Below are 18,571 nucleotides of genomic sequence, written 5' to 3'. Positions count from 1 at the left end.
CTTCAGTACTACAGAATCACTTCCAGGCTTCGGACTCATACGGCGCTCCCCTCCACGCTTCGGATACCAGCCATCATCAGGCCGATTACTTCCCGGTCCGCATGCTCATGATCACTCTCCCCTATAATTGAACCGCTGTACATCACCAGAATACGGTCGGATAATTGCAGCAGCTCATCCAGATCCTCAGAGATCAGCAGCACACCGCTGCCGGAGCCGCGCAGCTCCATCAGCAGCTCATGGACCCCGGCCGCTGCGCCGACATCCAGCCCCTGGGTCGGATGGACGGCCACCATCAGCTTCGGCTGATGGCTGACCTCGCGGGCAAACAGCAGCTTCTGCTGATTCCCGCCGGACAGCTGCTGTACGGGAGTATCCAGCTCCGGCGTCTTCACATTGAAGCGGCGGACCAGCTCCTGCGACCAGGAGCGGTTCCTCGCCGCCTTCAGGAAGCCAAATCTGGAATGCTCCTCACTGCGGTAGGACTTGAACAGCAGGTTATCAACAGAACCCAGCCGTCCGGCCAGACCGCTCTTCATCCGGTTCTCCGGCACATGCGAAATGCCTGAATCAATGGCCGCCCGGACCGAGGCTGTTTTTACAGGGCTGCCGTCAAATATAATCTCGCCTGTCCTCCATGTCCGAAGTCCAGTCAACACTTCTGCCAGCTCCTTCTGCCCGTTGCCCGCTACTCCGGCCACACCGACAATCTCCCCTTCATGCACGGTAAGCGACAGAGCGTCCAGCGCGTTGCGTCCATGATCCGCAGCGACCTCCAGATTCCGGACAACCAGCAGAGGCGCCCCTTCCGTGGCCTCCCGTTCCTGACGGCTGATGGCAATCTCCCGCCCTACCATAAGCCGGGCTAATTCCAGCTCATCCGTCTCGTGCGTCTTCAGCGCAGCAATCATTTTTCCCTTCCGCATGACGGAGATACGGTCCGAGGACGCCATGACTTCCTTCATCTTATGCGTGGTCATGATGACTGTCTTCCCCGCCTGCTTCATAACCCGGAGGGTCGCGAACAGCTGCTCCGCTTCTCCCGGCGTCAGCACCGAGGTGGGTTCATCCAGAATAATGATGTCTGCGCCGCGGTACAGCGTTTTGACAATCTCAACCCGCTGCTGCTCACCGACGGACAACTGCCAGATCGGACGGTCTACAGGGAATTTCAATCCAAACCGTTCACCGAGCGCCTCAATCTCTTCACGCTTGTTCCTCATCCACTTGCTGCCACGCCAGAAAGACGACTTTTCGCCAAGCACGATATTCTCCGCTGCCGTGAGGCTTTGCACCAGTCTGAAGTTCTGAAAGACCATGCCTATCCCAAGAAGTGCCGCATCCTTCGGAGAGCGGATTCTGGCCGGCTGGCCGTGAATAAGAATCTCTCCGGCGTCCGCCCTGTACACCCCTGACAGCATGCTCATGACTGTGCTTTTCCCTGCTCCGTTCTCCCCAAGCAGCGCATGAATCTCACCCGCATTTGCCGAAAAATCAACTTGATCGCTGGCCGTTACAGCACCGAACTTCTTCACGATTCCGCGCATTTCAACCGAAGGGTCCTGCATGGCGGGACGCTCCTCTCCTGATAGTTATAGTACGGGTGGGGAAGGCTCCGAACCGCGGACCCCGCCCCACCCGTAAGGCTGTGCTGTATGAATATATAAAGCTGAAGCTGCGGTTATTGCGGGATCGAGCCCTCCACACCCTGGACCAGCCAGTTCATGGCAAGCACTTCTTCAAGCGTCAGCTTCTGCCCCTCCTGAACCACGACCTTGCCTTTGTTGTCCGAGATCGGGCCGGTGAATACCTCCAGCTCACCGCTGATGATTCTGGTCTTGGCGTCTTCCACCAGCTGCTTCACATCCTCCGGAACCTTGTTGCCAAACGGTGCAAGCTCAACCATACCGTCCGCCATATCGCCGGAGTACCGCTCGCTCTTCCAGGTTCCGTCCATGACGGACTGAACGGCTTTGACGTAATAAGGGCCCCAGTTCCATACAGGGTTGGTCAGATAGTTATCCGGTGCATATTTTCCCATATCCGAGTCATTTCCTCCGGCAAAAGCGCCCCGTTCCGCCGCCGCCTGAAGCGTAGCCGGTGAATCCTGGTAGGCCAGCAGGACATCTGCGCCTTTGTCAAGCAAGCTGATAGCCGCCTGACGTTCAGTCGCCGGATCATACCAGGTGTTGGTCCATACCACATCCACCTTGATATCAGGGTTTACACTTTGCGCCCCCAGGGTGAAGGCGTTCAGATTATAGATCACTTCGCTGATCGGGAAGGCTCCTACGTAACCCAGATGATTTTTCTTCGTCATTTTGCCTGCTGCAATCCCGGACAGATAACTGGCCTGATAGTTTTTGCCGAAGTATGTCCCCATGTTCTCGGCTGTCTTGTAACCGGAGGCATGAAGGAACTTCACATTGGGGAATTTGCCGGCTACGTTCAAGGTGAAGTCCATATAGCCGAAGCTTGTGGTGAACACAATATCATGGTTTTGTGCGAGTTCCGTGATGATCCGCTCGGCGTCGGCGCTTTCCGGTACATTCTCCACGAAATCCGCTTTGATCCCCAGCTCCTTCTCCATATACAGGCGGCCCTGATCATGCTGATACGTATATCCGCCGTCACCCGGAGGCCCGATATAGACAAAAGCAACCGTCGGCTTCTCTGCTGTCGGCTCTGTTGCTGCTGCCCCGCTGTCTGCCGGTGCTGTACTTGCCGCAGGCGCCTCCGTTGCCGCTGCATTCGTATTCGATGCTGTATTGTTCGTGCCGCACCCGCTTAAGATCACCGCCAGCAGGAACATGGTTATCAAGCTGAATGTGACTGCTGCCTGACCCCTTTTTTTCATAATACTCCTCCTCCAGAAGATCTCTCCTAATGGCTGTGGCCATTAATGTATCTCTACTATACTGAGGCGCAGCAGTTACGTAAATTTATATAACATAGCTTTGTATTGCGTGATAAGAACCGCGGCTGGTTTTGTGCTTGATGCACGAAGTTACTTCAAATTATCTGTAATATGAGTGAGGTTATCTAACAACATTTTCGGAAAATAAAGAATTCACTGTCCATTGCCGTCCCAACGCGCACCCTATTTCCACCGCAGCTTCCCGAAGCTTCCCGGCAGCTCCGCCTCTGTGAACATCCGGTCAGCCTCCTCCTGTAATGTTATGCCCTTGTATTCCGGAGATCGTATAATGGCCGCTATGCCGTCCCCGTCGTCCAGCTCCTGAAGTCCGCCAAACAACGATCTGGCGAACAGAACAGGCGCCATCTGAAGCCCTTCACGGGTACCTGCGACATAATCAAGCCCCTGCTCCTGCTCAAAGGTATGGATTAACCGGCGGACATAGGACGCTTCGATTAGCGGCTGGTCTGCATCCGCAATGACTACCGCATCCGGCTGAAACGGAGAGACAGCATTCAGACCGCAGCGAAGCGAGAACGACAAGCCCAGGTGTGCCGTCAGACAAGTCTCAATGCGCCGGGTGTTCTCCAGGTTCTCGGCGGGCGGCAGCCAGCTTAATGGATCATTGGCCCGGACGACCACCACCAGCGGCTCCAGCCCGCAGTTCTCCAGCTCACGGAGCATTGCTGCACCGGGGGAACTGTCCCCCGTCCGGTTCAGAGAACCTGCAGAGACGTTTGCACCTATGCTCCGGCTTGCCGCCAGATAGATTCCGGCCACCTTCATTGTTCTCCACTCCTTTTTCATGGCATTCTTCTACGGATGGCCCGTTATTCACGCTCCAGCATGCTGCGGAACAGGAATACCAGCTTTAGCTTCATAAGATCATTGATTTTTTTGAAATCCACATCCAGCAGCTCGCTAAGCTTCTCCATCCGGTAAGTCGCCGTATTGCGGTGAATAAACAGCTTCTTAGCCGTTTCATTCACATGGCCGTCATTCTCCAGATAAACCTCCAGTGTATGGAGCATCTCCTTGACGTATTCCGGCTCCCGGCTAAGCAATCCGCGCAGGCTGCCGCTGTAATAACGCTCCATGGTCGCTGCCGGAATCTTGCTGAGCAGCAAATCAAGCTCCAGTTGGCGGTAATGCACCACATTTCCATGCGCCCCCCACTGCCGGGACATTCCTATACATTCTGTAATCTCGGCAAAAGCTTCCTTCAACTCTTCCGGCCTCACCTTCACGCTGCTGACAGCGGACCGCGGGCCCTCCCCCTGATCGGACTTCAGGCTGCCGAAGCATTCACGAATCAGCTCCCGGAACCGCTCCGGCTGATAAGGTCCGGCCGGATACAGCGAGAGCAGCCCTTCTTCCATCATCCAGTGAATCGCCCCCTGCCCTTGCAGCGCCGGATGCTCCGAATACTCCTCCTTCAGACGCAGCAGCTCTCCCTGCCGGGCCTCTCCCGCAGCGGTCACCTCGGTAAGCACAAGCTGAAACGGGGACTGAAGCAGCGTAATATCGAGCTTGAGCGCTGCCTGCGACAGCTCTGCAGATTTCAGTCCGTCCTTCAGGTAACGCCGCAGCAGCCCGCTGAATTCACGGTGTCCGGCATGCTCGAAATAATCCTCCAGCCCGGCATGAATGTGATAAGAGATTAGCTCCGCTCCCTGGACGAACAGACTCTCCTCCACAGGCAGCAGCAAGGGATCAATATCACAATAGTGAAGATACCCCTGGCATTTCCCTGCCTGGAGCAGAGGAATCCGGAAGCCCGTGCCCCCGCCGAGCCGGAAGCGCTGGTTGCGGGGCTGCCAGGGCCAGCCCTCCAGCAGCTCGCTCTCGGAGTATCCCGAATTGTTGAAGACCACCGTCCCCCGGGCGCTGATAACTGCCAGCGGATAACCGATCACCTCGGAGACGGAGTCCGGCAGCGGACGGCTGCGTCCGGAACGCAAAGCGAGGCGCATCAGCAGCCGCTGCTTCTCCATCATGCTCTGGAGGACACCTACGCTGCGTGAGAGTTCCGCACGGAACAGGCCATTCATCTGATCGGAGAACGTGAACTGGAACGGAAGCTCGATGAGCGGGAAATTCAGCTGCTCCGCTTCGGCAATCAGCGACTGCGGCACAGCATCCCAGAACCGGCCCAGCTTAATCCCCAGCCCCGCCGAGCCGCGGCGGTTCAGCGTCTGCAGCAGTGCCGAAGCATCCCCCGGGCTATCCTTGATCAGATAGGCTGTGGTCAGCAGCATTTCCCCTTCTTTGATCCAGTCGGAGATATCCGGTGCATCCATCACATTGATCGACTTCACAATCCGGTGTTTCCCCCTGGACCCTGCGATAAGCTTGGCTTCGGATAAAGGATAAATGGACAACGCTTCTTCCACGGTAAGATGCATAGGCCACCCCTCCTTTTGTGGTTTCATAATGTTGCTTACGGTCTATAATGTTACTTTATGTAACATTATAGATAAAATGAACCCTATTGGGAAGATTAATGTTAGATTATTATTCGTTTGTGTTAGATAATATTACGTTAACGGTGGATTTATCGGCTTATGGGCTGTTATCGGATAACCAATTACGAATGAATGCTAAGGAACCCGATCACCCTGCGGATAGATAATGTAAGAACCTCTGCGGTCCCGACCATTTTCGTATGGCTACCTCCCCCTACCGTCTGCCCCTTTCCAGGGCAGACCGTCTACGCCTCGTACTCGCACCCGCACATTGTGTTCGGTTTTCCGCATACATTTGGCACAACCTGTGATAAACGCACGGCCTACGCGGCGCTCCCAGTCCAATTGTGTTCGGTTTTTCGATTACATTCGGCTTACGCGGCGCGTCCAGTCTAATTGTGTTCGGTTTTTCGTTAAAGTTTGTTTAAATAGATGAACAGACGACGTTCTGTTTTAGGCGCGCTGCTCATTTTCATGCTGGAGTTGTGCCTTGAAAGACATGTTTGTTTTCGAATACATCCGGCCCACGCTATGCCCCTCTTATCCACAACAGACGGATATTATAATTCCCACACAAGCAGAAACGGCTTCGCCGTCCTCTTAAAGGACGGTGCCGTTTCCTAACCATTCTCCATTCGCCGACTTCTGGTGGTCTTCGCCGTAACAAGGTGCACTAATGCTCTTCATTTGCTCATTTAGCCCCCGTCCGGTAAATTTAAGTGCATTAATGCTCTTCATTGGCTCATCTGGCCCGCGTCCGGTGAATTCAGGTGCATTAATGCTCCTTATTGGCTCATTTAGCCCGCGTCCGCTGAATTCAGGTGCACTACTACTCTTCATTACTCTCCTTCAACCACACTCGGCAGAAACAGAAGGATTAGTCCTTTGTTCCCACTAGGTGTAGCCGACTTTAGGCAGCTCTGAGCATTTATCCTTTGGATTTCCAATTCTCATCCACAATAAGAGTGCTGTGCAAGTAGAAACGGCTTCACCATCGTGTGCAACCTATAAATTCTTATATTTCAATAAAAAGCCCTAATTCTCTGCGTACAGAGAACTAGAGCTTAGATGATTATTCCTTACAAGTTATCCACTTGTAACAACAATACTTGCAGCGCCTGGCTCAGGCCCCGCTGATCCTTGAGCTGCCTGCATAGCAGCTACAGCCATATCTCCTGTATCCACGACAGGAGTTCAAGATCTTGTCCAGGCCCGCCGATGACCGAGAGTCCCAGCGGCAATCCGCCGGGTCCCGCCACCGGCAGCGTAACCTGCGGCAGCCCGGCCAGTCCGGCCATGCAGCTAAGCATCATGGCTCCGCTGCGGTTGCGCTCCAGCTGCTCCGGCGCAGCCCCGCGCAGCGGAGCCGGCCCCGGCACAGTCGGAATGACGAGACAGCCGTCATTCCCGAGCAACGCCCGCAGCCGCTGAGCAATCTGGCTGCGCAGGGCAAGGGCGGGGCTGTGATCCGCCCCGGCCAGCCCCGCCGCCCAAGCGAACCGGGCGGCAATATCCGGCCCGAAGACCGGCTGCTCCCGTCCGATCCACTCGCCATGGGTTACCCAGATCTCGGCACCCTGCAGTTCCCGGAAGACATCCATCCAGGTCTTCAAGCCTTCGGGGGCAATCACTGCTTCAGCAGCCTGCAAGGAAGCCCCTGACTGAAGCTTATCCAGGCCCGACTTCAGGAAGGCCGCGCTGTCCGGCTCAGCTAATGCCCATGCTTCCGGCGGGATGAACAGACGGGCGGGCCTGCGGTTACCCGCGGGGTTGCTCCCATTCACATTCGTACGATTACCGGCGCACTCACTTCCATTCGCATTCGTATGGTCACCGGCATACCCGTTTCCATTCGCATTCGTACGATTACTAGCACACTCACTTCCATTCACATTCGTACGATTACTAGCGCACTCACTTCCATTCGCATTCGTACGATTACTAGCGCACTCACTTCCATTCGCATTCGTACGATTGCCGGCGCACTCACTTCCATTCACATCCATGTACTCACCAGCAGACTTGTCCATCCTTCCCCCGCTCTGCTCCATGCTGTTATCCCCGCTACAGGCAGCCCCGGCTCCGCCGCTGTCCACAGGCCCGAGCAGAACGCGGCCTGCCTTCAGCAGCAGCTCCGTACTTCCCGCGATCCAGCCCACCGTGTCAAAACCCGGTGCCAGCGGAATCACTCCCTCCAGTGACACCGCGCCGTGTGTTGGCCGAAAGCCGAAGACGCCGCAATAAGCCGAAGGAACACGCACCGATCCTCCGGTATCCGTACCAAGGGCGAAATCCACACTTCCGCAGGCCACCGCCACCGCAGACCCGCTGGATGAACCGCCGGGAATCCGGTTCTCCCCGCGCGGATTCACCGGTGTGCCGTAATGATAATTCTCACCGCCGAGGCTGTACATCAGTTCATCGGTGTGGGCAGCCCCCCGCAGCGTAGCTCCCGCTTCCAGCAGCTTGCGGACAGCGGCTGCATGTGCCGCCGCCGGTTCATGGCTGCGCAGCCAGTCTGGATTGCCGGCGGAAGAACGGTGCCCGGCTACTGCGAAGACATCTTTTACCGTGAAGGTTAGACCTTGCAAAACCCCGTGTCCGCTGCCGGGAACCTCAAGCTCCGGTACCCGGAATGCGCCGTGCAGATTATGAAGAGCCATGCTGCTCCCTGCCTTTCCTCCCGGCCGGGCCGGGTTATTCAGTCTCTCCCGCTTCGCTGCGAGCGAATCCAGCCGCCTACCACCCGATGGCCGCTCCGTCACAACGCGGGTCCGTGCCTCCGCTGCGGTAGCCGTTGTCATCCACCGAGATGGCGTGGGCATGACCCACTATACCGTCATAGCTCCCTGCCTCGCGGACAAGATGCCCTGCTTCCGCCAGTTCCGCCCGCACTGTGGCCTCCACCCGGTTCTCGACTCTCAGCTCCTGGGTCGGATCTCCCCAGGTTCTGCCCCAGACGAAGCGGGGTTCATTCACCGCAGTCTGCGGGTCCATGCCGTAGTGAAGCATCCGCGTGAGCAGCAGGGTCTGGGTCTGCGGCTGCCCTTCACCGCCCTGTGTGCCATAGAGGTAGGCAGGCTTGCCCTCCCGGCAGGCCATCGCCGGCATCAGCGTATGGAATGTGCGCTTATGCGGCTCCAGCCGATTGATGTGGGCCGGATCAAGCGAGAAGAAGGACCCTCTGTTCTGCAGCAGAATGCCCGTATCCCCGGCTACCACGCCTGACCCGAACTCAAAATACAGACTCTGAATAAACGAAACCGCATTGCCCTCCCCATCCACCACAGCAGCATAAGCCGTATCCCGGCCGACCGGTTCACTGTTTATTACAGACGCCTGCCGGGGGGAGATCATTGCTGCCAGCTCAGCCGCATAGGGCTTGCCCAGCAAGTGTTCCAGCGGAATGCTGCTGAAGTCCGGGTCTGTAAGCACCCGGTCCCGGTCGCGGAAGCTCAGCTTCAGCGCCTCCACAAGCAGATGATAATATTCATACGACCCATGCGCGATGTCTGCGAAGTCATAATGCTCCAATATGTTAAGCGCCATAAGCGCCGTGAATCCCTGCGAGTTGGGCGGAACCTGATAGACCGTATATCCATGGTAATCCGTGCTGAGCGGCTCTACCCAGCTCCCGTGGTGATCAGCGAAATCGTCCCGGGTCAGATAGCCGCCGGAAGCCAGCATATATTCACTTATCTCTTCAGCAATGCTCCCTTTATAAAAAGCATCCCGGCCTCCCGCCGCCAAAGTCCGCAGCGTCCCGGCCAGCTGCCGCTGCACGAACCTTGCGCCTGCCGCCGGAATCCGGCCGCCGGGAAGATAGACCGCCGCCGCTTCGGGAGTCAGCGCGGCTCCGGCCAGCAGGCTGCCCCCGTGCTGGTCGGGCGACAGCGGGAATCCCCCGGCGCTGTAGCCGATAGCCGGCTCCAGCACCTCCGCGAGCGTCAGCCGTCCATACTCCCGCTGGACGGCCTCCCAGCTATCCGCCATTCCGGGTACCGTAATGGCGCTGCGTACCCCCCGGCGCGGGATGGCCCCCTCCCCGGCATAGCAGTCCCGGCGGACGGCGTAGCCCGAGCGTCCGCTGCCATTATAGGCCCGCACGCGCCCTTCACCAGCGCTGTAGGTCAGCCAGAAGGCGTCGCCGCCGAGCCCGGTCATATGCGGGTAGACCACAGCCAGCGTAGCGCTGACTGCAACGGCCGCATCATAGGCGTTGCCGCCTTTCTCCAAGATCCGCGCCCCCGCTGCCGATGCCAGATAGTGCGGGCTGACCACCATGGTTGCCGTTCCGATCACAGGTCCTCTCGTCATGCCGCCACCGCCTTTCCCTCTCCCTGCCGTTCAAGTTAGTGTCATTTAACAGCACGCCCGAAACCCCTGTCAATCACTTCCGCGGGACTGTAAATTTGCCGCCGTTTTTTTTGTGAGCTATGCACAAATTTCAGGATGGAAGCAGTTCCAGGTCTGGAAACCATTCAATCCATCTGTTATAGAGTTGCGACGACCTCCCTTTCATATACGACCGGCTGTCCGCTCCCCGCTACTTCAGGATATATTGTGACAGTACAGCCTGGACCTCATAGATATTGACGGATTTGTTGAAGGTTTTCTTCAGCGGCAGCGCCGCTCCTGAGATATACAGGCACAGCTCCGCATCCAGATCGAAATGCCCGGCGGTCTCCACGGAGTAATGGCTGATGCTTTTGTAAGGAACCGAATGATATTCTGTTTTCTTGCCGGTCATGCCCTGCTTGTCTACAAGGATCAGCCGTTTGTCCGTAAAAATAAACATATCCCGGATCAGCTTATAAGCACGTTCAATCTTCTCCTGCGGAGCCAGAATCTGCGCATATTCCCGCTGTACTGCACCTAGCTCAACCTGGGACGCATTGCCTAGTAATCCGTTAAAAATCGCCATATTTCTCCTCTTTTCCCGCAGCTTATCTGAGGGCAACCCTCTCCGCCACACTCCATACTACTTGTGGATCTATGCATTTATACCTGGGCGGGCATAATTCCCCCTTGCTTATTCACGTCATTTTGGTTACACTAATTCTAAATTTACAAAAAGGAGGTGTAGGAGAATGGATCACAATCGGACCAACAGTGTTAGCAGCCGGCTGATTAATATTATGGCGGGCATCGTTCATGTAAATCCGGACAACGGGAGAAGTCTGTCCATTTATAAGAACTTAATAACACTACAACATTGTGAAATGCCTTTCTCGCCTACACTTCAACGGATCGTTTAACCCGAAGAATTTTTAGGCCGCAGGGAAATTTCCCTGCGGCCTTTTTATGTTGTTTTGTAGTAGTCAGGGCATTCCTATAAAGGAGAATAATGATGATCATCTCATGTCAAAATGTCCAAAAATACCACGGTGCCCAGCTCGTCCTGAGCGATGTCACCTTCGATATCCGCCAAGGCGAAAAAATCGGTCTGATTGGCCGCAACGGCTGCGGCAAAACCACCCTCTTCCACCTGCTGAGCGGCGAAGAACGCCCGGATCAAGGGCAGATCTCGGTTCGCCGGGGCAGTGTCATTGGCCTGCTCGCCCAGATTCAGGAGGTGGGTGACAATGAAACCGTCTATGCCGTCCTTCAGCGCAGCTTCGCTGAGCCTCTTCAGTGGCAGCGCCGCCTGCGGGAGCTGGAGCAGACAATGTCCGTTTCCGGTGCGAGTGACGATGAACAGGCCTGGAACCGTCTGCTTAAGGAATACGGCAACCTGCAGGACAAATTCGAAGCCGCTGGCGGATATGAAATTGAATCCTCCATCCAGCGCGTTGCCTCCGGGCTAGGTATTGGAACCGGCCAGTATGAGCGCCGCTTCTCCTCTCTCTCCGGCGGGGAGAAGACCAAGGTTGGCCTCGCCGAGCTGCTGCTGCGCCGTCCCGATATTCTGCTGCTGGATGAGCCGACCAACCACCTCGATATGGATGCTATCGAATGGCTGGAGCAATTCCTCCAGAGCTATGACGGCACCGTACTGGCCATTTCCCATGACCGTTATTTCCTCGATGCCGTCGTGAAGAAGGTCATTGAGATCGAAGACGGGGAAGCCTTCACCTTCCATACGAATTACAGCGGCTATCAGGTCGAGAAGGAAGCCAGACTCCTGCAGCAGTTCGCCGATTATCAGGAGCAGCAGAAGAAGATCAAGCAGATGCAGGAGAGCATCAAGCGGCTGATTGAATGGGGGAAGCTGAATCCGCAGAACGTTTCGTTCCCCCGCCGGGCAGCTTCCATGCAGAAGGCACTGGACCGGATGGTCAGAGTCAAACGTCCGGTTCTGGAGCGCAAATCCATGGATCTGCAGCTCCAGCAGGACGACCGGACCGGCAATCAGGTTGTAATCCTTGACCAAATTAGCAAGGCCTTCGGAGAGCGTAAGCTCTTCTCGGCTGCCAGCGATATCCTGAGATACGGAGAGACCACGGCACTGATCGGCGGCAACGGCGCTGGCAAAAGCACCCTGCTGCGGATGATTCTCGGCCAGGAGGAACCGGACAGCGGCAGCTGTACACTTGCTTCCAGAGCCGTTGTCGGTTACCTCGCCCAGGAAGCCGTACCGGAGGAGAACGGGCAGTCCGTGCTGCGGTATTTCCGCGAGGAAGCAGGCCTGGAAGAAGGAGAAGCCCGCGGGCAGCTAGCCCGCTTCCTGTTCTACGGCAGCGATGTCTTCAAGAACATCACCAATCTCTCGGGCGGTGAATGGACCCGGCTGCGCTTCGCGGTACTGATGCACCGCAGGCCGAATCTGCTTATTCTCGATGAGCCGACCAACCATCTGGACATTGACTCCCGCGAAGCCCTAGAAGAAGCGCTGGAGGAGTTCCCCGGTACCGTGCTGGCTGTATCGCATGACCGTTATTTCATCAACCGCTGCTTCGGCAAGCTCTGGAGTATTCATAGCGGACAGTTCTCCTCCTTCTCCGGGAATTATGAGTATTACAAGGAGAAGCAGGCCGAGCAAGCCGCCGCTGCCCAGCGGAAAGCCGTAGCGTCTGAACCTTCTGCTGCTGGCAGCATCAAGTCCCCCGCTGCAGCCGGGACGGCAGCACAATCTGCCTCTGCCTCAGCAGGTACGGACGCTGCTTCACGCCGCCGGAACAACGGCGGGCAGCCCTCCGGCGAAGCTGCATCTGCCGCCCCGAACCGCAAGCCGCGTCCGGCGGCTTCCTGGGAGCAGGACATCGCCGCTGCGGAGTCCCGCCTCGCCCGGATCGATGCCGAGATGCTGGACCCGGAGCTGGCCAGCGATGCGCAGAGACTGGCCGAGCTGCAAGGCACACGCGATGCCGTCCAACAAGAGCTGGATGACTTGTACAACAGCTGGTTAAACGAAGCGACAGAGTAATATTTATACAAAAAGCAACTATATAAGACGCACTATAGAAATTAACAAAAAGCAAAAGAAGCGGAGGGGAAATTTGGAACTGTAGGAGCGGTAGCGACCGCCTTTGTCACCGGATTTCTACCGCTAGGAGCGGGATATATGAAGAAATCTGGGGACAACAGCGGCCGGAAGTCCAAATGTTCACCGCAGTGACGACGAAGCTTCAAGTTCAAATCTTAAGTGCGTCTTATATAAATCCGAAGACAGAGGTGACCGTAATGACACTAACCCCGGAAATTGCGAAATACTGGGAGACTTATCTTGTTCAACATCCAGAGGCGGCCGACAAATTCGACAGCGCCTGGGCATTTGGCGACAACCCCCGGCTGGCGGATGAATTGCTTGATCTGGTCCTGAGAGGAATCAAGACCGGAACGGCGCAGAATTATGATCTGCTGGAAGCGCAAGGACTCCCCCTGCCCTTTGCAGGCGGATTGTCCATCTTGCTGGACAGCACAGGACAGCCGCGCGGGATCATCGAGACTACGAAGGTTGAGATTGTCCCGTTCGCTGAGGTCACAGCGGAATTTGCTTATTCCGAAGGCGAGGATGACCGCAGCCTCGAATCCTGGCGCCACGAGCATGAGGTGTTCTTCACCCGGGAACTCCAGCGCGAAGGTAAGTCCTTTGACCCTAATATGCGGGTCATCTGCGAGACCTTCCGGCTGGTGCATACCAACCACAACCTGTAACTCCTTATATGTATAAAAAGGCTGCTTCTTCACTTGGAAGAGGCAGCCTTCATTGTATATTTGCAAGTTAGTATAGGTATATAGCTACTGCTGCGAACAGGTCTTAGAATTTCCAGATGCCCATAACCCAGCCAATCACCGAGATCCATAAGGGAATACTAATCAGGACACCCCATACCAGGCCGGTGGCGATATTGCCTTCTGCAGGTCTTGTTATACCCTCCTGCGTAAGCGGAAGTCTTAACTCTTCTTGTTCCATGCGATCCCCTCCTACAAATATCTATCGTCAAAGCAGAGGAAAAAATGTAGACCGCTTGACCCAAAAAGATAGGTTTCCGAGAATTTTTTAGATATAAAGGCTCAGCGGAATATAATTGGAAAGGCTTACATAAATAATATTAACCAAAAAATGTATCCTTTAAACTTATATACACCCTTGGTCATTTATCATATGCAGTGCTTTAGTCCAATATTACTGCCTTTTCGGGATCATGTAAATATTGGAATAAGGTGTGCAGCTGTTCGGCCGTATTGCGTTCTTCAGACAATTCAGGCAACTCCTCTTCGGCAAAAAATCCCGCAGCGCTTGTCTCCACCCCGCCTGCCGCTACACCGCCAGTAACTCTGCAGAGTATGAACATTTTATAGACATGGTAAGGCTCCGGCGGATGCTGATGGAATTTCTTATCTAGTACTGCGAGCAGACGGACGGCTTCGGCCTGGTAACCGGATTCCTCGGCAATCTCCTTAACAGCCACTTCGCTCGGAGACAGGCCGATGTCCGCCCACCCTCCGGGCAGCGCCCATTTTCCGTCGAGCTTCTCGCGTACGAGCAGAATTTTATGATCCTGGAAAATCACTCCTCGAATATCCACCTTAGGCGTGCTGTATCCGCCCTCTCCAGCGAAGGAGAGCCGGATGCGTTCCTTACTCTCATAAGTATAATTCGCCAAAATATCTACACTCAGCTCCCGCAAAGCCTGATAACGCTCGATATCGTATACATCCTTGGCATAGGTCAGTCCCGTCTGGGCAATTCCTTGAATTTCTTTGGCCCAGGATAACCATTTCTGTTCCACAAGCCCACCGCCTTTACTCAGATATATGGAGATTGGAGTACTGCGGCAACCTCCGCAGTATCATTCATTCCACTCACTCTACTCACACAGCATCAAATGACGGGAGAACGCGCCTTTTCGCGCCACACAGCGGTCTATAATTGTAAATCCGGCAGCGGCAATCATCTCGTCTACGGCCTCAATCGCCACAATGACCACCCTGTCTGCTATCCGGCGTGTATGCGTCAGAATCGCAAATTGCTCTTCGGGGGTAATCCGGGAATACAGGTTATACGGCATATCCACGATAGCCACATCATAATGCTCCTCAATGTCTGCGATATCCCCGAGCGTCACTTCACTCTCGAAGCCGAAATGGGCGATATTCGTCCGGGCACCGGCAGCAATAAGCGGGTTGATATCACGGCCGACAATATTGATCCCCATCGACAGCGCCTCCACCATAACCGTGCCAATTCCGCAGCAAGGATCTATCATCTTCACTCCGGTTATGCGGGGAACCGCCATATTCACCGCCGCCCGGGCCACACGTGTGCTGAGCGCTATAGAGTAGCTGCGGGGTTTTTTCATCTGCCGGAACCAGGTTGCCTTGTTCTTGTGATAAGCGCCGAAGTACCAGCGTCCGCCCAGCGTTACAATCCCGTACACCAGCTCCGGCTGATTCACATCCGCTTCTCCCTCGATGCGCATCCCTATTTCCCGCTCAATCGCTCTACGCTCATCATATTCAATCTTATTCTCAGGCGTCAAATCATTCGTCTTCACAAAAATAACCTTGAAGGTCCGCTCTCCCACCTCCACCTGCTCGGTCTGCTTGTAAATCTCCGGAAGGGTATCCCCTTCGTACATGACATCAATCCGCTCTTTAATAAAAGGGCTGCGGCTGACATCCACCTGAATCCCGCTGGCGAATATCGCCACAGGAATCTCGCGGCCGAACAGGCAGCGCAGCTCCATGCCGCATAGGGAAGTCTCGTCCGGTGAATGGGCATAGGTATATATGTAAGACGGGTTCCCGTTCTTCTGTATAGTTGCTTCTGCTTGCTCTTGAACACTTGCCGGTACATTCGCTGACACTGTTATTCCGCTCCTATCGCTCCCGCCGTTTGAGGCGATGCTGATTCTGATTCTATTTCTGTATCTGTATCTGTATCCCCATGACTTTTGTCGTAGCCGGTTCTGGACCGGACAATTTCACCACGGTTGCCGTTCACCCATTCTACCAGTGACGTCAGCGGGGCAAGCAAAGATTCACCCAGCTCCGTAAGCCCGTATTCCACCGTTAACGGAACAGTGGGCGTAGCTTTGCGCCACACCAGACCATCCCGTTCCAAATGGCGGAGCGTCTGGGTAAGCATCCGCTGCGAGATGCCGCTGGAACGGCGCTGCAGTTCCTTGAACCGCAAAGGCTGCACACCAAGGTTCACAATAATCAGCATACTCCATTTATCGCCAACACGGTCCAGGATCTGCCGGGTAACTGTACTATTTTCAAGCACCGTAAGCTCCTGCTGCCGCTCTTGCCGTTCATTCACTTGATTGTTCAAGGCAGTTACCTCCATGTAACCCAAGCAGTTAATTGTGCCTTTTTGCCGCTTAAGCTAACTAAGTCTATCATGGTTACTGTTAGTAATCAACGACCTGAACGGAACTGGTTATCCGTGAAAATACCATCCGCCATCCTGCCGGCCAGCGGTTTGAACACTCCTTTTTGATCCATAGGACTATCTCCAGTATAATGGATGCATTACACTGCCGAACCTGAGCCGCAGAGGCCTGCCGTTATGCTTCGCATCATACGGGTACCTGCGGCATTAAGCAGCGAATTCCAAGGAGGTACATAACTACTATGTCTTACGAAACTTATTTTCAGGCTGAGCGCGAAGCCCAGTTGAACGAACTCAAGCAATGGCTGGCTATTCCCAGCATTTCAGCCCTCTCCATCCATAAGGAGGATATCAACACCGCTGCCGGCTGGCTGGTAGAGACCCTGAAGCGTGCTGGCCTTGAGAACATCGAGCTGCACCCTACAGCCGGACACCCGGTGGTCTATGCAGATTACCTTCACGCACCCGGCAAGCCGACCATTCTGGTATACGGACATTATGATGTACAGCCGGTTGACCCGCTGAACCTGTGGACCACCCCTCCATTTGAACCTGAGATCCGCGACGGTAAGCTGTATGCGCGTGGAGCTACGGATGACAAAGGCCAGGTGTTTATGCATATCAAGGCTATCGAGGCTATTCTGAAGCAGGAAGGTACGCTGCCTGTGAACATTAAGCTCTGCATCGAAGGCGAAGAAGAGATCGGCAGCGTCAACCTGCCGCCATTCCTGGAAGCCAATCAGGACAAGCTTGCAGCAGATGCCGTCCTCGTCTCGGATACCTCCCTGCTGGAACGCGGACGTCCAGCCATCTGCACCGGACTTCGCGGATTATGTTCACTGGAGGTCACTGTAAGCACCGCCTTGACCGATCTGCACTCCGGCTCGTACGGCGGCGGTGTTCCCAATGCGCTGCATGCCTTGGTCTCGCTGCTCAGCACCCTTCACGATGACAAAGGCCGCGTGTCGGTAGATGGCTTCTACGAAGGCGTACCTGCCCTATCCCCGCTGCTGCGCGAAGAGTTCGCCAAGCAGGGCGTGGATGAGGATAAGATCCGGACAGCGCTTGGCCTGGAGCAATTATACGGCGAGGAAGGCTACACCTTCGTGGAACGTGTCGGCGCGCGTCCGACGCTGGAGTTGAACGGCGTATACGGAGGATTCCAGGGTGAAGGCAGCAAGACGGTTATCCCTAAGGAAGCCCATGCCAAAATCACCTGCCGCCTGGTCGGCGACCAGGACCCGCAGCATATTCTCGATGCCGTTGAAGCCCATCTGACGGCCAATATCCAAAAGGGCGCCAAGGTTCAGGTGAAGCAGATGGAGAAAGCACGCGCCTTCAATATTGATCCTTCGCACCCGATCCTGCAGACCGCTGCCGATGCTTACGGCAAGGTATACGGCACCCGTGCCCTCTTCACCAAAGACGGCGGCTCCATCCCGATCATGGAGAGCTTCTCCCGCATCCTTAAGGCTCCGGTGGTCCTGATGGGCTTCGGACTCGATGACGAGAACCTCCACGCTCCGGACGAGCATTTCAATCTCGAGAACTTCGACAAAGGCCTGCTGACCCTGGTCGAGTTCCTGAAGACCGTTTAACGTCCAGGGCAGGCTTTACCTGTTATCAGGACACATTTATCAGCAAAGGCAGGCCCCCGGAGAATCGGGGGCCTGCCTTTTTTAACTCTAAAATTCCGTCCGGCTAATTCAGGTGCACTAATGCTCCTCAATTCTGCTTGCCGCCGACTTTTGGCCAATTTAGGTGCACTAATGCTCCTCATTTCTGCTTACCGCCGACTGCAGCCGATTCAGGTGCACTTGTGCTCCTCATTTCCGCTTACCGCTGACTTTCAGCCGATTCAGGTGCACTAATGCTCCTCAGTTCTGCTTGCCCCCGACTTTCAGCCGATTCAGGTGCACTTGTGCTCCTCATTTCCGCTTGCCCCCGACTTTCAGCCGATTCAGGTGCACTTCTGCTCCTCATTTCCTCTTGCCGCCGACTTTCGGCTGAGTTGGATATGCTGGAGCTTATACAGCCTTTGAGCTACTCCTCACCTTTCCAATCCAGCCCACCTAATTTCCGTATCTCCAACAGCTGGCGGAATCAGTAGGATTTATCCCTTTCATTTCCCCGTTTAGCTGACTTTCAACTGAATCAGTGGGATTTATCCCTTTGATTTTCCCGTGTAGCCGACTTTCAGCTGCATCAGAGGGATTTATCCCTCTGATTTTTCCGAATAGCCGACTTTCGGCTGTATCAGTGGGATTTATCCCTTTGATTTTCCCGTATAGCTGATTTTCAGTTGCATCAGTGGGATTTATCCCTTTGATTTTTCCGAATAGCCGACTTTCGGCTGTATCAGTGGGATTTATCCCTCTGATTTCCAACTATCGCCCAATTCAGGCC

General features: G+C 55.2%; 14 protein-coding genes and 1 pseudogene. 3 read left to right on the top strand and 12 right to left on the bottom strand.

All coding sequences use genetic code 11. The features are described 5' to 3' along the window. Window positions 1-35 precede the first annotated feature (35 nt). From HQN87_RS08565 to HQN87_RS08525, 8 genes and pseudogenes are all read right to left on the bottom strand, one after another. Entirely contained in the window at window positions 36-1,568 is a 1,533-nt protein-coding gene (locus HQN87_RS08565; RefSeq protein WP_173130684.1) for an ABC transporter ATP-binding protein, read from the bottom strand. A 113-nt stretch (window positions 1,569-1,681) separates the two neighbouring features. Beyond that, window positions 1,682-2,857, bottom strand: a complete 1,176-nt coding sequence (locus HQN87_RS08560; RefSeq protein WP_173130681.1) for a BMP family ABC transporter substrate-binding protein — start codon at window positions 2,855-2,857, stop codon at window positions 1,682-1,684. Window positions 2,858-3,100: 243 nt separating this feature from the next. Next, window positions 3,101-3,724 (bottom strand): NTP transferase domain-containing protein, encoded by a 624-nt coding sequence (locus HQN87_RS08555; protein ID WP_216857207.1) that lies wholly within the window; start codon window positions 3,722-3,724, stop codon window positions 3,101-3,103. A gap of 23 nt (window positions 3,725-3,747) precedes the next feature. Next, window positions 3,748-5,322 (bottom strand): PucR family transcriptional regulator, encoded by a 1,575-nt coding sequence (locus tag HQN87_RS08550; RefSeq protein ID WP_173130675.1) that lies wholly within the window; start codon window positions 5,320-5,322, stop codon window positions 3,748-3,750. A 660-nt stretch (window positions 5,323-5,982) separates the two neighbouring features. Beyond that, window positions 5,983-6,222 carry a hypothetical protein gene (locus tag HQN87_RS08545; RefSeq protein WP_173130672.1) on the bottom strand — a complete coding sequence of 80 codons (240 nt, stop codon included), beginning with the start codon at window positions 6,220-6,222 and terminating at the stop codon, window positions 5,983-5,985. Between the two features lie 1,238 nt (window positions 6,223-7,460). Further along, window positions 7,461-8,045, bottom strand: a pseudogene (locus HQN87_RS33200) (amidase family protein); the annotation flags it as partial. Between the two features lie 76 nt (window positions 8,046-8,121). Beyond that, window positions 8,122-9,699: a gamma-glutamyltransferase gene (ggt, locus tag HQN87_RS08530; RefSeq protein ID WP_173130669.1), complete on the bottom strand. Its 1,578-nt coding sequence runs from the start codon at window positions 9,697-9,699 to the stop codon at window positions 8,122-8,124. A 229-nt stretch (window positions 9,700-9,928) separates the two neighbouring features. Then, complete coding sequence (locus tag HQN87_RS08525) at window positions 9,929-10,306, bottom strand: PH domain-containing protein (protein WP_173130666.1); 378 nt, start codon at window positions 10,304-10,306, stop codon at window positions 9,929-9,931. A gap of 426 nt (window positions 10,307-10,732) precedes the next feature. Between HQN87_RS08525 and abc-f the strand changes: the two genes are divergently transcribed. Together abc-f and HQN87_RS08515 are read left to right on the top strand one after the other, a co-directional pair. Beyond that, window positions 10,733-12,748 carry a ribosomal protection-like ABC-F family protein gene (gene abc-f, locus HQN87_RS08520; protein ID WP_173130663.1) on the top strand — a complete coding sequence of 672 codons (2,016 nt, stop codon included), beginning with the start codon at window positions 10,733-10,735 and terminating at the stop codon, window positions 12,746-12,748. A gap of 176 nt (window positions 12,749-12,924) precedes the next feature. After that, the gene (locus tag HQN87_RS08515) at window positions 12,925-13,479 is read left to right on the top strand and encodes an ASCH domain-containing protein (RefSeq protein ID WP_254075412.1); all 555 of its coding nucleotides are present in this window, start codon (window positions 12,925-12,927) and stop codon (window positions 13,477-13,479) included. A gap of 103 nt (window positions 13,480-13,582) precedes the next feature. Here the strand turns inward: HQN87_RS08515 and HQN87_RS08510 are convergent, their stop codons facing one another. From HQN87_RS08510 to HQN87_RS08495, 4 genes are all read right to left on the bottom strand, one after another. After that, entirely contained in the window at window positions 13,583-13,738 is a 156-nt protein-coding gene (locus HQN87_RS08510) for a hypothetical protein (protein WP_173130660.1), read from the bottom strand. Window positions 13,739-13,940: 202 nt separating this feature from the next. Further along, on the bottom strand, window positions 13,941-14,558 hold the full coding sequence (locus tag HQN87_RS08505) for an NUDIX hydrolase (protein WP_173130657.1): 618 nt from the start codon (window positions 14,556-14,558) through the stop codon (window positions 13,941-13,943). A 78-nt stretch (window positions 14,559-14,636) separates the two neighbouring features. Beyond that, window positions 14,637-15,587 carry a TRM11 family SAM-dependent methyltransferase gene (locus tag HQN87_RS08500; RefSeq protein WP_367272684.1) on the bottom strand — a complete coding sequence of 317 codons (951 nt, stop codon included), beginning with the start codon at window positions 15,585-15,587 and terminating at the stop codon, window positions 14,637-14,639. A 50-nt stretch (window positions 15,588-15,637) separates the two neighbouring features. Then, entirely contained in the window at window positions 15,638-16,105 is a 468-nt protein-coding gene (locus HQN87_RS08495) for a winged helix-turn-helix transcriptional regulator (protein ID WP_216857206.1), read from the bottom strand. A 302-nt stretch (window positions 16,106-16,407) separates the two neighbouring features. On the opposite strand from HQN87_RS08495, the gene HQN87_RS08490 reads away from it, so the two are divergent. After that, the gene (locus HQN87_RS08490; protein ID WP_173130651.1) at window positions 16,408-17,763 is read left to right on the top strand and encodes a dipeptidase; all 1,356 of its coding nucleotides are present in this window, start codon (window positions 16,408-16,410) and stop codon (window positions 17,761-17,763) included. Window positions 17,764-18,571: the final 808 nt, after the last annotated feature.

This window comes from Paenibacillus tritici (genome assembly GCF_013204885.1).
Classification (GTDB): Bacteria; Bacillota; Bacilli; order Paenibacillales; family Paenibacillaceae; genus Paenibacillus_AQ; species Paenibacillus_AQ tritici.
This window is presented reverse-complemented; position numbering and strand designations above follow the sequence as displayed.